At 27.9% G+C, this 15,575-nt stretch carries 17 protein-coding genes; all 17 read left to right on the plus strand.

Going from position 1 to position 15,575, the window contains the following annotated elements; genetic code table 11:
- The first annotated feature begins 92 nt into the window (after positions 1 to 92).
- The 17 genes from plsX (at position 93) to TICRE_RS11645 (ending at position 15,572) form a co-directional block, all read left to right on the plus strand.
- Positions 93 to 1,085, plus strand: a complete 993-nt coding sequence (gene plsX / locus TICRE_RS11565; protein ID WP_075728236.1) for a phosphate acyltransferase PlsX — start codon at positions 93 to 95, stop codon at positions 1,083 to 1,085.
- Between the two features lie 22 nt (positions 1,086 to 1,107).
- The gene (gene acpP / locus TICRE_RS11570; RefSeq protein ID WP_075728238.1) at positions 1,108 to 1,344 is read left to right on the plus strand and encodes an acyl carrier protein; all 237 of its coding nucleotides are present in this window, start codon (positions 1,108 to 1,110) and stop codon (positions 1,342 to 1,344) included.
- A gap of 51 nt (positions 1,345 to 1,395) precedes the next feature.
- A complete protein-coding gene (rnc, locus tag TICRE_RS11575) occupies positions 1,396 to 2,118 on the plus strand; it encodes a ribonuclease III (protein WP_075728240.1) in 723 nt (240 codons plus the stop codon).
- Positions 2,111 to 3,199: an elongator complex protein 3 gene (locus TICRE_RS11580; protein ID WP_075728242.1), complete on the plus strand. Its 1,089-nt coding sequence runs from the start codon at positions 2,111 to 2,113 to the stop codon at positions 3,197 to 3,199. Before rnc ends, TICRE_RS11580 begins: the two co-directional genes overlap by 8 nt.
- Positions 3,200 to 3,217: 18 nt before the next feature.
- Positions 3,218 to 6,796 (plus strand): chromosome segregation protein SMC, encoded by a 3,579-nt coding sequence (smc, locus tag TICRE_RS11585; protein ID WP_075728244.1) that lies wholly within the window; start codon positions 3,218 to 3,220, stop codon positions 6,794 to 6,796.
- Between the two features lie 10 nt (positions 6,797 to 6,806).
- Entirely contained in the window at positions 6,807 to 7,997 is a 1,191-nt protein-coding gene (gene ftsY / locus TICRE_RS11590) for a signal recognition particle-docking protein FtsY (protein ID WP_075728246.1), read from the plus strand.
- Between the two features lie 82 nt (positions 7,998 to 8,079).
- Positions 8,080 to 8,472, plus strand: a complete 393-nt coding sequence (ylxM, locus tag TICRE_RS11595; RefSeq protein ID WP_075728248.1) for a YlxM family DNA-binding protein — start codon at positions 8,080 to 8,082, stop codon at positions 8,470 to 8,472.
- Positions 8,472 to 9,812 carry a signal recognition particle protein gene (gene ffh / locus TICRE_RS11600; protein WP_075728343.1) on the plus strand — a complete coding sequence of 447 codons (1,341 nt, stop codon included), beginning with the start codon at positions 8,472 to 8,474 and terminating at the stop codon, positions 9,810 to 9,812. Before ylxM ends, ffh begins: the two co-directional genes overlap by 1 nt.
- A 31-nt stretch (positions 9,813 to 9,843) precedes the next feature.
- Complete coding sequence (gene rpsP, locus TICRE_RS11605; protein ID WP_075728250.1) at positions 9,844 to 10,119, plus strand: 30S ribosomal protein S16; 276 nt, start codon at positions 9,844 to 9,846, stop codon at positions 10,117 to 10,119.
- An 18-nt stretch (positions 10,120 to 10,137) separates the two neighbouring features.
- Complete coding sequence (locus tag TICRE_RS11610; protein ID WP_075728252.1) at positions 10,138 to 10,368, plus strand: KH domain-containing protein; 231 nt, start codon at positions 10,138 to 10,140, stop codon at positions 10,366 to 10,368.
- A 41-nt stretch (positions 10,369 to 10,409) separates the two neighbouring features.
- Entirely contained in the window at positions 10,410 to 10,907 is a 498-nt protein-coding gene (gene rimM / locus TICRE_RS11615) for a ribosome maturation factor RimM (RefSeq protein ID WP_075728254.1), read from the plus strand.
- Positions 10,904 to 11,641 (plus strand): tRNA (guanosine(37)-N1)-methyltransferase TrmD, encoded by a 738-nt coding sequence (gene trmD, locus TICRE_RS11620; protein ID WP_075728256.1) that lies wholly within the window; start codon positions 10,904 to 10,906, stop codon positions 11,639 to 11,641. Before rimM ends, trmD begins: the two co-directional genes overlap by 4 nt.
- 100 nt (positions 11,642 to 11,741) lie before the next feature.
- Positions 11,742 to 12,089 carry a 50S ribosomal protein L19 gene (gene rplS / locus TICRE_RS11625; RefSeq protein ID WP_075728258.1) on the plus strand — a complete coding sequence of 116 codons (348 nt, stop codon included), beginning with the start codon at positions 11,742 to 11,744 and terminating at the stop codon, positions 12,087 to 12,089.
- A 54-nt stretch (positions 12,090 to 12,143) separates the two neighbouring features.
- On the plus strand, positions 12,144 to 13,007 hold the full coding sequence (ylqF, locus tag TICRE_RS11630) for a ribosome biogenesis GTPase YlqF (RefSeq protein ID WP_075728260.1): 864 nt from the start codon (positions 12,144 to 12,146) through the stop codon (positions 13,005 to 13,007).
- Positions 13,000 to 13,608, plus strand: a complete 609-nt coding sequence (locus TICRE_RS11635; RefSeq protein WP_075728262.1) for a ribonuclease HII — start codon at positions 13,000 to 13,002, stop codon at positions 13,606 to 13,608. The genes ylqF and TICRE_RS11635 overlap by 8 nt, the downstream gene beginning before the upstream one ends.
- 13 nt (positions 13,609 to 13,621) lie before the next feature.
- Positions 13,622 to 13,978 carry a YraN family protein gene (locus tag TICRE_RS11640; RefSeq protein ID WP_075728264.1) on the plus strand — a complete coding sequence of 119 codons (357 nt, stop codon included), beginning with the start codon at positions 13,622 to 13,624 and terminating at the stop codon, positions 13,976 to 13,978.
- A 67-nt stretch (positions 13,979 to 14,045) separates the two neighbouring features.
- Entirely contained in the window at positions 14,046 to 15,572 is a 1,527-nt protein-coding gene (locus TICRE_RS11645; protein WP_075728266.1) for a YifB family Mg chelatase-like AAA ATPase, read from the plus strand.
- Positions 15,573 to 15,575 lie beyond the last annotated feature (3 nt).

The raw sequence follows: 15,575 nt of genomic DNA on the forward strand, positions 1-15,575 counted from the left end.
CTTCTTTTAATTATATATTGATTTTTTGTTTAAGCTCGTATATATTAAATATTAACAGCTTAAATAAGTAAGGGTTAATCGGGAGGATAAATATGAAAATAATTGTAGATGGTATGGGAGGAGACAATGCTCCCATAGAAATAGTTAAAGGGTGCATAAATGCCATAAAAAGATTTGATATAGATATAATTATAGTAGGTCATGAAGAGATTATAAAAAAGGAGTTAGAGTCATATACTTATGATAAAAGTAAAATAGAAATACTTCATGCTGGAGAGATAATTACAAATTTTGACGATCCTGCATTAGCTATTAGAAGAAAAAAAGATTCATCAATGGTAGTAGGTCTTAAAGCCTTAAAAGAAGGTCTTGGAGATGGATTTTTATCTGCGGGAAATACTGGAGCATTGCTTGCAGGAGGGCTTTTTATAATAAAACGTATAAATGGTATTGAAAGAGCAGCCCTTACATCTGTATATCCCACAAGTAAAGGAATTTCACTGATAGTAGATGCAGGTGCAAATGTAGATTCAAAACCTGAATACCTGGAGCAATTTGGAATAATGGGTTCAGTTTATATGGAACATATCTTAGATAGAAAAAACCCTAAAGTAGGTCTTGTAAGTATCGGAGATGAAAAAGGAAAAGGAAATCAGCTTGTAAAAGAAAGCTATTTACTTTTAGAAAATGCTCCGATAAATTTCATAGGCAATATAGAAGCAAGAGATCTTCCGCTAGGTGAAATAGATGTAATAGTAGCTGATGGATTTGTAGGAAATGTTATATTAAAATTGACAGAAGGGGTTGCTTCTTTTTTATTAGCAGAATTAAAAACTATATTTACTACTAATATTTTTTCTAAAATTTCAGCACTTTTGATTACAGAAGGATTAGGAAATCTTAAGAAAAAGACAGATTACAGGCAATATGGAGGCGCACCTCTATTAGGAACTCAAAAACCTATTGTAAAGGCACATGGAAGTTCAGATGCATTAGCTATAGAAAATGGGATAAGGCAATTAATAAACTTTATTGAAAAAGATGTAATAAAAATCATTGAAAACAAAATACAAATAAAAGATTAAATCTAAATATAGGAGGAATAAGATGGAAAATAAAATAAAAGAAATAATTAGTGAACAGTTTAATTTAGATGTTGAAAAAGTAAATTTAGATACTAATTTTCAAGATGATTTGAATGCAGATTCATTGGATTTAGTTGAACTGATAATGGCATTTGAAGATCAATTTAATTTGGAAATAAATGATGAAGATGTCTCTAACATAAAGACTGTATCAGATGCTTTAGAAGAAATATCAAAAAAATTAGACGATGAAAGTTAATAAAAGTACTCCAGTACTTTTATTAACTTTTCTAAACTTGGAGGAATTACTATGAGACAAGTTGATGAAATGGAAAAAAAATTAAAAACTCTAGAAGAAAAATTAAATTATTCATTTAAAGACAAAAAAAATTTAACCATAGCACTAACTCATACTTCCTATGCAAATGAAAATAAACTTGGAATAATTAGTAGCAATGAAAGGCTTGAATTTTTAGGTGATGCAATATTAAACTTAATAGTTAGTCAATATCTATATAAAAAGTATCCAAACTATTCTGAAGGAGAACTTACTAAAATTAGGGCAAAGGTAGTGTGTGAATCTTCATTAGCATATGTTGCAAGAGAAATCTGTGTAGGGGATTATCTTTTACTTGGCAAAGGTGAAGAATCTACTGGAGGAAGGGAAAGAGAATCCATACTAGCCGATACTACTGAAGCTATAATAGGTGCTGTATATATGGATAGTGACTTTAAAACAACTAATGAATGTTTATTAGATAAATTTGAAAAAGATATTGTAAAAGCAGTAGCAAATGGAGATTTGTTTTCAGACTATAAAACTGAATTACAAGAAAAATATCAAAAACAGGCTAATTCTAAAATAAAATATAGTATTTTGAAAGAAGAAGGCCCTGAACATGATAAAATATTTTTTATGAATGTTTTTTTTAACGAAAAACTATTGGGTAGTGGAAAAGGAAGGAACAAAAAAGAAGCGGAACAAATGGCGGCAAAACAAGCACTATCTTTATTAGGTGATCAAAATGAGTAAACACTATATTATACCTATATTTGTTCCTCATCTTGGTTGTCCTCATGATTGTATATTTTGCAATCAAAGAAAGATAGCAAGTTCAATTACTGATATAACAACTGAAGATGTAGAAGAGACTATTAAACGATATTTATCATATTTTAAAAAGAATTCTTTTATAGAAGTTGCATTTTATGGCGGAAGTTTTACGGCTATAGATATAAATGTTCAAAAGGATCTTTTAAAAGTTCCCCTTCAATACAAAAAAGAAGGGATAATAGATGAGATAAGACTTTCTACTAGACCTGATGCTATAGATGACTTTATTTTAACACATTTAAAAGAATATGAAGTTGATACTATAGAACTTGGTGTACAATCTTTAAATGATGAAGTTTTGGATAAAAGTGGAAGAGGCCATTCATCAAAGGATGTATATAGGGCAGTTAAACTTATAAAAGATTATAAGTTTAATCTAGGCTTACAAATGATGGTAGGTCTCCCTGGAGATACCCTTGAGAGATCATTAGATACTGCAAAAATTTTTATAAAATTAAATCCAAAGTGTGTTAGAATATATCCCACATTAGTTATAAAAGATACTTATCTAGAAAAAATGGCTTTAGAAAATAATTATAATCCACTTAGTTTAAAGGAAGCAATAGATATATGTACCCCTTTACTTATGGCGTTTTATGTTAACAATATAAATGTAATAAGAGTAGGTCTTCAACCTACAGAAAACATCCAACTTGGAAAAGATGTAATAGATGGTCCATTTCATCCTGCATTTAAGCAATTAGTCGAAGCTAATATCTATAGAATTGTTTTAAATAATTACATACGTATAAGTGGTATTAATACTAAAGGAAAAACGCTTGAAATTTTTGCTTCAAATAAAAATATTTCAAATTTAGCAGGACAAAAATCAGAAAACATATCTTACTTACAAAAAAAACATCAATTCAATAAAATTAAGATTTATTCTAAAGATATGAAACAAAATGAAATTATTATTATAATTGATAAACACTATGATAAAATAAATATAAATGAATATATGGAAAGATATTTACAAAAAATGAAAACAAATGAATAAAAAATAGGAGTGTTTAGTTTGTATTTGAAAAAAATCCACATACAAGGGTTTAAATCCTTTGCTGATAAAACTGAAATTAAATTTAAAAATGACATTACAGCTATTGTAGGTCCAAATGGAAGTGGTAAAAGCAATATTTCTGATGCTATTAGGTGGGTTTTAGGAGAGCAAAGCATAAAAAGTCTTAGAGGTAGTAATATGGTAGATGTTATATTTGCAGGAACCAACAAAAGGAGAGCTTTAAGTTTTGCTGAAGTTACTATATTCTTTGATAATAAAGATGGTATAATTCCACTTGAATATAATGAAGTAGCTGTAACTAGAAGAATGTTTAGGTCAGGTGAAAGTGAGTATTATATTAATAAAAACTCATGTCGATTAAAAGATATAAGATCCCTTTTTATGGATACAGGAATAGGAAAAGATGGATATTCTGTTATTGGACAAGGTAAGATTGATGAAATACTTAGTAATAAGCCTGAAGATAGAAGGAATATATTTGAAGAAGCTGCAGGAATAATAAAATATAAAACAAAAAAAGAAGAAGCTGAAAGAAAACTTAAAAATACCGAAGAAAATCTGATTAGAATAAATGATTTAATATATGAAATATCTGCTCAATATAAGAGATTGGAAAAAGACTCCAAAAAAGCAACTGAATTTATAAATATTTTTAATGAACTAAAAGATTTAGAAACTAATATTTATATTAAAGATATTAAAGTAATAGATGATAAAAAGGCCCTAATAATAAAGGATAAAACGCAGGTTGAAAAAGAAATAGAAGAAAAAGAAAAAGAAAAATTAAAAAAACAAAATATATTTGATGGTTTGAAAGAAAATATGGATAATCGAGAAAAGGAAATAGAACTTTTAAGAAAGAAAAGAGAAGATATAATAAGATTAAAAGAAGAATCTAAAAATAAAGTGTTATTGTTATTAGAAAAGGAAAATTTCTGCAAAAAAGATCTATCTAGGATTAGTGAAGAATTAAAAGATATGGATGATGAAGATATTATCCTAAACAAAGAGCTAATATTAATAAGTGAACATATAGACTTATCATCTAGCGAACATAATAAATTAATTTCACAATATGAAATAAAAGAAAAGCAATTTAATTATATTGATAAAAAATCAATAGATACAGAAAAATATATAGATGATAAAAAAAATGAAATAAGTTTACTTTATGAAAAAATAGCAGATAAAAAAGGAGAATTAAACAATATCGATTCTCTATCTCTAAACAGTGATAAAAAAATACTTGAGTTAAAAGATGAAGAAAAAAAACTTTATGAAAAGATAAAAAAAATATCAGAAAACATACAAAAGTTAAATGATGATAAAAAAACTATTGAGTTAAATCAAGAAAGATTATTTAAAGATAAAGAGATATATGGACTTGAAAATAATAAGATTAAGGAAAAGATAGATGAAAATTTCCAAAAAATCAAAGAATTAGAGATGCAAATTGAAAGAATAAGTTCAGGTTATAAACTGTATAAAACCATGGAAAATAGTTATGAAGGTTACTATAAAAGTGTTAAAAACTTGCTTAAAGCATTAAAAGATAATAATTTAGAAAATAAAGGGTTCCATGGTATTGTAGCAGATTTATTATCTGTAAATGAAAAATATGAAATAGCTATAAATATAAGCTTAGGAGGAAATCTTCAAAATATAGTAGTAGATAATGAAAAAAATGCTAAATCTATGATAAGTTATTTAAAGACAAATAAGTTGGGAAGAGTTACATTTTTACCTATAGATACAATTAAAGGGAACGAATTAGCTATAGATATGGAAAACGTAAAAAAACAAGGTGTTTTAGGTCTAGCTCATAGATTAATAAAATATGAAAAAAAATATGAAGATATATTTAAATCATTACTAGGTAGGACTATAGTAATAGACAATATAGACAATGCTATTAAATTTGCTAAAAAGACTAATAATAGTTATAGAATAGTTACCTTAGAAGGAGAACTCTTAAATCCAGGTGGTTCTTTGAGCGGTGGAAGTTATAAGGATAATATAAACATTATAAATAGAAAAGTTAAAATAGAAAATATGGAAAAAATATTAAGTAATTTAAAAGTTGATTTATCTAATTTACGAACTGAAAACTTAGTGTTTCAAAAAGAATTTAAATTAATTGAAGAAAAAATTGATATATTAAAAAATAATATAGAGATAGATAATATTAATCTAAGAAATATTGAAAATGATAAAAAAACTTTTAAAAATGAAGAAGAATTCTTTGGCAAAAACTTAGAAAAAACAAGATGTCAAATTAAAGAACTAATAAATTCTTCAAGAGCAAATTTAGAAAAAACTTTACAAAATAAAATTATTTTGAAAATAGATATAGATAGATTAGAGGAGTTAAAAGAAAATGTTAAAATTAATATAGATAGCTTGACAATATGTAAAGAAAACAGAGAAAAAGCTTATAAAGACATTAGTGAGATAAAACTTTCTATAAAACTAATAGAAAGCAAACTATTAAACTATAAAAACGAAGTGAAAAATCTTAAACAAAAAAAGATCAATAATAAACTTTTAAAAGAAGAAAAACTTAAAGAAATAATAGTGGTTAAAAAAGATTTAGAGAAAATTATTTTAGATAAACAAGTTTCTGAAACCTCCATGCAAGAATCATTTAAAGAAGAAGTAAATTTAAAGAATGATATTGAAATTAAAGTTGAAGATAAAGACAAATATATGAATAATTTTTATAAAGAACAAACAATTATAAAAACATTGATCGAAAACATAAGTACTCTAGAAAGAAATAAAAATGATAAAGATTTAAAACTCTCTAGATTGGAAATGGAAAGAGAGAATATAACTTCAAAATTATTAGCTGATTATAAATTAAATATAGAAGAAGCATTTTTATTAGAACGATCCATAGATAATATTAAAGAGTCTAGAAAGAGAATTAAACTTTTAAAAGAAAAAATAAAACATTTAGGAAATGTGAACTTAGGAGCCTTAGAAGAATATAGAGAAGTTAAACAAAGACTAGAATTTATGGAAACTCAACATAATGATCTAATAGAAAGTAAAGAAAGCTTAAAGGATATAATAAGAGATATGGAAAAAGAAATGAAATTAAACTTTCTAAATAGTTTTGAAGAAATAAAAAATAATTTTTCTAAAGTTTTTTCTGAATTGTTTAATGGAGGATCAGCTATTTTAGAACTAGAGAACACAGAAGATGATATACTTAAATCTGGAATAGAAATAAAAGTTAAGCCTCCAGGAAAAGTATTTCAAAGTCTTAGTTTGTTATCAGGTGGAGAAAAATCTTTAGTGGCAGTTGCACTTTTATTTGCGATACTAAAAGTAAAGCCTTCACCATTTTGTATATTAGATGAAATTGATGCAGCTTTAGATGATGCAAACATTAGTAGGTACACATCTTATTTAAAAAAGATTAATGATGATACCCAATTTATCTTAATAACCCATAGAAAAACCTCTATGGAAATTGCAAATGTATTATATGGAGTAACTATGGAAGAAAAAGGAATTAGTAGAATTATTTCTATGAAATTGAAAGAAAATAAAAATGAACTAGTAAGCTAGGAGGATTAAAATGTTTAATTGGTTTAACAAAGATAAAAACAAAAAAGAAAAGAAACAAAAAGAAGTTGAGAAGGGAGAAATTATAGAAGAATTCAAAAATAAAAACATAGAAGAATCTCAAGAAGATATAGTAATAGAAGAAGATAAGGATTTTAATTTAGATTTAAAAGAAACAGAGGAATCAATTGAATACGTAGAAAAAGAAGTTGAAAATGAAAAGAACATAGAAACGCTATCTGATGTAGGAATTGAAGAGATTGAAGAAAAAGATTTTGAAAATGAAAAGAAGGGTTTCTTAGGTAAACTCTTTGGAGGATTAAGTAAAACACGTAAAGAAATGTCTGATAAAATTAGTGCAGTTTTATCATCTTATAAAAAAATTGATGAAGAATTATTTGAAGATTTAGAGGAGATATTAGTTACTGCTGATGTAGGAGTAAATACTACGATGGATCTAATCGATAGAATTCGAGAAAGAGTAAAAAGAGAAAAAATAAATAATCCTGAAATAGTGAAAGATTTACTAAAAGATGAAATAAAACTAATGATGAAGGAATCAGTAAAAGATAATTCATTAAATATAGAACCAAGTCCTGCTGTTATGCTTGTAGTAGGTGTAAATGGAGTGGGAAAAACAACAACAATAGGTAAATTATCAAATAACTTTAAAAAAGATGGGAAAAAAGTTCTTATTGCAGCTGCTGATACATTTAGAGCAGCTGCAATTGAACAACTTGAGGAATGGAGCAATCGATCAGGAGTGGAATTTATAGCACATAAAGAAGGGGCTGATCCTGCTGCTGTAATATTTGATGGAATTCATGCTGCAAAAGCTAGGAAAACTGACATATTAATATGTGATACAGCTGGAAGACTTCATAATAAGTCTAATTTAATGCAAGAATTAAATAAAATATTTAGAATTGTAGAAAGAGAATATGGAGATGCTACAAAAGAAGTTTTATTAGTACTTGATGCTACTACTGGTCAAAATGCAATTAATCAAGCTAAGGTATTTAAAGAAGTAGCCCATATTACAGGAGTTGCACTTACTAAATTAGATGGTACTGCAAAAGGTGGAGTAGTTATAGCATTACAATCAGAATTAGGTCTTCCAATAAAGCTTATAGGGGTAGGAGAAGGAATAGATGATTTACAAGAATTTAATTCTAATGATTTTGTAGACGCACTTTTTGAATAAATAGTTGACAAATAAAAGAATATATACTAATATAAATAGTGTCAAGCAAAAGACTTGACACTATTGTTAAGTTGGTGATATAATGGTTGAGAAAGTAGTTGAGGTTGGAATTTTATTTGATTTTTATGGTAAACTTTTAAGTTCTAGACAAATAAGTGTAATAGAATTATTTTATATTCATGATTTATCTTTAGCTGAAATAGGAGAAGAGCTAGATATAACGCGTCAAGGTGTATATGATACATTAAAAAGAGCGGAAAAAAAATTATATGAATATGAAGAAAACTTAGGTCTAGTACATGAATTCAAAAAAAATACTTTGGCTATAAAGTCTATAATAGAAATTTCAAGAGATATATTAACTATTTTAAAAGATAAAGATAAGATTGCTTCAAAAGATATATTGTTTAAAATAGAAAAAATCGAAAATACCGGACGAAAAATACTTAAAAATAGTAGGGAGGTCGGTAATTGATGGTATTTGAAAGTTTATCTGAAAAGCTTCAAAATGCACTAGGTAAATTAAAAAGCAAAGGAAAGCTTTCGGAAAAAGATGTAGATGTAGCTATGAGAGAAGTAAGACTTGCACTTTTAGAAGCAGATGTCAACTTTACAGTTGTAAAAGACTTTATTAAAAAGGTTAAAGAAAGAGCTATAGGCAATGAAGTTATGAAAAGTTTAACTCCTGGACAACAAGTGATCAAAATTGTAAATGATGAGCTAACTAGTTTAATGGGAAGAACAGAGGTAAAAATAAATTTTTCATCTACTCCTCCAACAGTTATACTTATGAGTGGATTGCAGGGTGCAGGTAAAACAACTACTACAGGAAAACTTGCAAATAATTTTAAAAAGCAAGGAAAGAGACCTCTTTTAGTAGCATGCGATGTATATAGACCAGCTGCTATAAAGCAGTTAGAAGTAGTAGGAGAAAGAGTAGGGGTTCCTGTATTTAGTATGGGAAACAAACATAATCCAGTAGATATTGCTAAAGCTGCTATGGAACATGCTAAAAAACATGCCAATGATGTTGTTATTATAGATACAGCTGGTAGACTTCATATAGATGAAGAGCTTATGGATGAAATAGAAAACATACACAAAGCCGTAAATCCCGATGAAATACTACTAGTATTAGATGCTATGACAGGACAAGATGCAGTAAATGTAGCCAAATCATTTGATGAAAGACTTAGTATTACCGGAGTTATATTAACTAAACTTGATGGTGATGCCAGAGGTGGTGCAGCACTTTCGATACGGGCTGTAACAGATAAACCTATAAAATTTGTAGGTATGGGAGAAAAATTAGATGAGTTAGAACCATTCCATCCAGATAGAATGGCTTCAAGAATTTTAGGAATGGGAGATGTTTTAAGTTTTATAGAAAAAGCTCAAGCAAATATTGATGCAGATAAAGCTATGGAACTTGAAAAAAAGATTAGAACATCTCAATTTACATTTGAAGACTTTCTTGATCAATTAGAGCAGATGAAAAACTTAGGGCCTTTAGACCAGATATTGGGTATGATTCCTGGAATGAATGCCAAAGCTTTAAAAGGTCTGGATGTAAATGAAAAAGATATAGGAAGAATAGAAGCTATTATAAAATCTATGACTAAAAAGGAAAGACAAACCCCTGAAATTATAGATAGCAGTAGAAGAAAAAGAATTGCAAGTGGTAGTGGAACAACTATTCCAGAAGTAAACAAATTATTAAAACAATTTAAAGAAACCAAAAAAATGATGAAAAAATTTACTGAAATGGAAAAAACAATGAAGAAAAAAGGGAAATTCGGCTTACCCTTTTTCTAATATATAATAATATTTAAAGGAGGTGAAAAAGATGGCTGTAAAGATAAGATTAAAAAGAATTGGTGCTAAAAAATCTCCATTCTATAGAATAATAGTAGCTGATTCTCGTTCTCCAAGAGATGGTAGATTTATAGAAGAAATTGGATATTATAATCCGTTAACTGAGCCTAAAACTGTTAAAATAGATAATGAAAGAGCTCAAAGCTGGTTGGGAAATGGTGCAAAACCAACTGATAGTGTAGATAGACTATTTAAATTAAGTGGGGTATATGAACAAGAAAAAGAGCAGGAAAACACTGAAGAATAATTCTAGGAGGTGCAAACTATGGGTGAATTAGTAGAATATATTGCAAAATCACTAGTAGATAATCCTGAAGAAGTAAGTGTAAATGAAATAGAAGGTTCCAAATCTGTTATTATAGAGCTCAAAGTAGCTGATGAAGATATGGGAAAAATAATAGGAAAACAAGGTAGGATTGCTAAAGCTATTAGAACAGTTGTAAAAGCAGCAGCGATCAAGGAAAATAAAAGGATAGTAGTTGAAATCATACAGTAATATTACTCTTGTTTTCATTTAAATTAATGGTAGGTGTGAATATGGAATATATCGTTGTAGGAAAGATAGTAAATACCCATGGAATAAAAGGGGATATAAAAGTATATCCTTATACCGATGATATAAAAAGATTTTCTAAACTTAAGAATATTTATATAGGTAAAGAAAAACTATCTATGGAAATAGAGAGTGCAAAATATCATAAGGACATGGTTTTATTAAAGTTAAAGAGTTTTGATAATATAAATGAAGTTATGCATTTTAAAGATGAACTTATTTTTATTGATGAACAAGATAAAGTTAAACTACCTAAGGATAATTATTTTATATATGAATTGATAGACTGTAAAGTATTTGATATAAATGGAAATTCTTTAGGATATATAAAAGATGTATTGCAAAATTCTAGCAACGATGTATATATAATAAAGGACAAAGATAAAGAATATCTGATACCTGCTGTTAAAGAATTTATTAAAGAAGTAAATGTAATTGAAAAAAGAATAATTGTAGATCCTATCGAAGGAATGATAGAATGAAAATAGATATACTCACTTTATTTCCTGAGTTTTTTTCAAATCTATCGAATTGGAGTATTATAGGAAGAGCAATAGATAAAAATATCTTAAATCTTGAACTCATAAACATAAGAGATTTTTCTACAAATAAACATAGAAAAGTTGATGATTATCCTTTTGGAGGAGGTCCTGGAATGGTTATGAGTCCACAACCTATATATAATGCTATAAATAGTATAAAGACAAAAAAATCCAGGGTTATATATTTATCTCCACAAGGTAGGAAATTAAATCAAGAAGTTATTAATAATCTTTCTAAAGAAGAACATTTAATATTATTATGTGGACATTATGAAGGTATTGATAATAGAATTATTGAAAACTATATAGATGAAGAGATTTCCATAGGAGATTACGTTCTAACGGGAGGCGAAATTCCCGCTATGGTAATTATTGATTCAGTGGTTAGACTATTACCCAATGTTTTAAAAGGGGAAGAGTCTTATATGGATGAATCACATTATGGTGGTTTATTAGAACATCCTCAGTATACAAGACCTAGAGTTTTTAATGAAGTAAGAGTACCAGATATATTAATTTCTGGAAATCATAGCAAGATTGAAAAATGGAAAAGATATGAGTCTTTAAAAGCTACATTTATAAAAAGACCTGATTTGTTAAAAAATGTAAATTTAACTAAAGAAGATAAAGATTCACTATTACTTATACAACAAGAACAGGATAATAATAGTTGAATTGGATTTTTCCATATGTTATAATACCTAAGATATGTAATATGGATGGTCCTCTGCCTAAGTAGCAAGAACATCTAAGAAAGAAGGGAGGTTTTGAACAGTGGATATAATAAAAATGATAGAAGATGAGCAACTAAGAGATGATATGCCTAAGTTTAACGTAGGTGATACTGTTCAAGTTCATTATAGAATTATAGAAGGAACTCGTGAAAGAATACAAGTTTATGAAGGTACAGTTATAAAGATGCAAGGTGGAGGAGCTAGTGAGGCTTTTACAGTAAGAAGACTTTCTTATGGTATTGGAGTGGAGAGAACATTCCCTCTAAATTCACCAAGAATTGATAAACTTGTCGTTACTAGAAAAGGTAAAGTTAGAAGAGCTAAACTATTCTACTTAAGAGATAGACAAGGTAAAGCATCAAAAGTTAAAGAAAAGAAAATGTATTAATTCAAATTGGGACTATATAGTCCCAATTTTTATATATATTTAGAGGATGATAAAATGAATATTAATTGGTATCCAGGTCATATGAAAAAAACAAAAGAATCTTTAGAAAAAAATCTTTCAATGGTTGATATAGTATATGAGCTTTTAGATGCTAGAATCCCTTTTAGCAGCCAAAATCCTATAATAGATGATATTATTAAAAACAAACCAAGAATTACAATATTAAATAAATCTGATTTAGCTAATAGTAGAGATAATAAGTTATGGAAAGAACATTTTGAAAAACAAGATATATCTACTATATTTATGAATTCACTTTTAGGAAAGGGAATAGATGAACTTATAAAACTTTCTTTAGAAAAAACAAATGATAAGAGAGAACGTTATATAGCTAAAGGTGTTCAAAACAAGCCTATTAGGGTTATGATTCTTGGAATTCCTAATGTAGGTAAATCTACACTTATAAATAGCCTTTCAGGAAGGAAAGGAGCAAAGATTGGAAATAAACCAGGTATTACAAAGATGAATCAGTGGATTAAAACAAAAGGAGGACTCGAGCTTTTGGATACTCCTGGAATACTTTGGCCCAAATTTGAGGACAAAAAAGTAGGACTTAACTTAGCTTTTATAGGATCTATAAAGGATGAAATATTAGATATAGAGACTTTAGCTTTAAATCTTATTGAAATATTGATGAAAACCTATCCTACTAATCTCGAAAAGAGATATAATATAGGTATAGGAAATAAGTCTCCTTTAGAAGTAATGGAAGAAATCGGTTCGAAAAGAGGTTGTAAAATCAGAGGCGGAGAAATAGACTATACCAAAGTAAGTACAATAGTGCTAGATGAATTTAGAAAAGGTACAATAGGAAACATAACTTTAGAGCTTCCAAGTGTAGGCGATAGGATTGAATAGCTTTGAAAATGGACTTCATATAAAGGGATATAAAAACATTGCATGTATAGATGAAGTTGGAAGAGGATGTTTACTAGGTGATGTAGTGGCGTGTGCTATTATACTTCCAAAAGGTTTAAAAATAGAAGGAGTTAAAGATTCTAAAAAGCTTTCTGCTAAAAAAAGAGAATATCTATATAATGTTATAATAGAAAATGCAATAGGTTATGGAATTGGAAGAGTAAATTCTAAAATGATAGATGAAATAAATATAAAAGAAAGCACAAGACTTGCAATGAAACTTGCAGTTGAAAATATAGTAGATAAATTGGGTAAAAGTATACGACCAGACTATCTCTTAATTGATGCTGAAACTGTATATATGGATATCCCTCAAATAGGAATAATAAAGGGAGATGACAAGTCCCATGGAATTGCATGTGCATCTATAATTGCAAAAGTTTATAGAGATAAACTTTGTATGGACTGGGAGGAAGAATTTCCAGGATATAATATAAAACAGCATAAGGGATATGGGACAAAGGAACATAGAGAAAAACTAAATTTACTAGGTGTAACACCTATGCATAGAAAATCTTTTTTAAAAAGAATTATAAAATAAAGAGGTAATATTTATGAAAACTAATCTTTCAAAAGGAAAATATGGTGAGTCTTTAGCTAAAGAATATATAATAGCTAAGGGATATAAAGTTTTGGAATTAAATTATACCACCAAACTAGGTGAGATTGACATAATAGCCTTAGATAAAAATATAATAGTTTGTATTGAAGTTAAAACTAGAACGAACACAAATTTTGGATATGCTTATGAAGCAGTAAATTTAAAAAAACAAAGAAAGATTATAAATACATCAAATATATATATAAAACATAAAAAAATAAATAATATTCAGATTAGATATGATATTATAGAAATATATTTAGAAAAGTGTATAAAAATCAATCATATCGAAAATGCTTTTTGTCTTTAATTAAAATAACTTATATAATACTTTAATAAGGGAGTATAAAATACATTCTCAGAAAAGAGGGGGATATATGTATTCTAAGATAAAGACTTGTACTTTACAAGGGTTAGATGGTCATATAATTGAAGTAGAAACTGATCTAGCAAGGGGGATGCCTGTTTTTAACATTGTTGGACTACCAGATGCATCTATTAAAGAATCAAAGGAAAGAGTTAGAGCAGCAATAAAAAATAGTGGATATGAATTTCCCTTAAATAGGATAACTATAAATTTAGCACCGGCAAATCTTAAAAAAGAAGGTTCGCAAATAGACTTATCTATTGCAATAGGAATATTAATTTCTAATGGAATTATAAAGAAAAGTGATTTTAGAGATACTATATTCTTAGGTGAACTATCATTAGATGGAAAAATAAATGAAGTAGATGGACTTCTTCCTATGGTAATCTCTATGAGAGAATTAAATATAAAAAGATGTATAATTCCATATAACAATAAAAATGAATGCGGATTTATATCTGATATAGAGATAATACCTATAAAAACCTTAGAAGAAGCTATAAGTTTTTTAAATGAAGAATTAGAGATAAAACCTTTTTCAGAAGATGAAAATGTTTCTAAGATTATAGAAGAGTTTGATTTAGACTTCTATGATATAAAAGGTCAAGAAGGATTAAAAAGAGCATTAGAAATAGCAGCTGCTGGTTCTCATAACATGCTTATAATTGGTCCTCCTGGATCTGGAAAAACTATGGCTGCAAGAAGACTACCAACTATACTTCCTGAGCTTAGTTTTGAAGAGTCAATTGAAGTTACAAAAATATATAGTATATCTGGACTTTTATCTTCCCACCAGTTGATGACCCAAAGGCCATTTAGAGCTCCTCATCATACATGTTCAAGTATAGCCCTGATTGGTGGTGGAAGAACTCCAAGACCAGGAGAAGTTTCCCTAGCTCATCAAGGGGTTTTATTTTTAGATGAATTGCCAGAATTCTCTAAAAATGTATTGGAAGTTCTAAGACAACCTATGGAAGATGAAGTAGTTCATATAGCTAGAGTAAATTCAAGCCTTTCATTCCCAGCAAAATTTATGTTTGTTGCAAGTATGAATCCATGTCCGTGTGGATACTATGGAGATTCACTACATGAATGCACATGTTCTCAAAGAGATATAGATAGATACTTAGGTAAGATTAGCTTTCCTTTATTAGATAGAATAGATATACATTTTGAAGTTCAACCTGTAAATTATGATGAACTTAAAAATACTAGTAAAGCTGATACTTCAAATATGATTAGGAATAGAGTCAATGCTGCAAAGACAATTCAAATTAAAAGATTTAAAAGGGATAAAATATACAGTAATTCTCAAATAGGTAATAAAGATATGAAAAAACACTGTACTCTTAAAGAGAGTTCGGAAAGTATTATGGAGATGGCATTTAAAAAATATAAATTTAGTGCAAGAACTTATAATAAAATTATTAAAGTAGCGAGAACAATTGCGGATTTAGAGGGAAAGGATGATATAGAAGATAATCATATATTAGAAGCTATAAGATATAGAACTTTAAACAATAAATATTGGGGGTAATAT

This window comes from Tissierella creatinophila DSM 6911 (genome assembly GCF_001940565.1).
Lineage (GTDB): Bacteria > Bacillota > Clostridia > Tissierellales > Tissierellaceae > Tissierella_A > Tissierella_A creatinophila.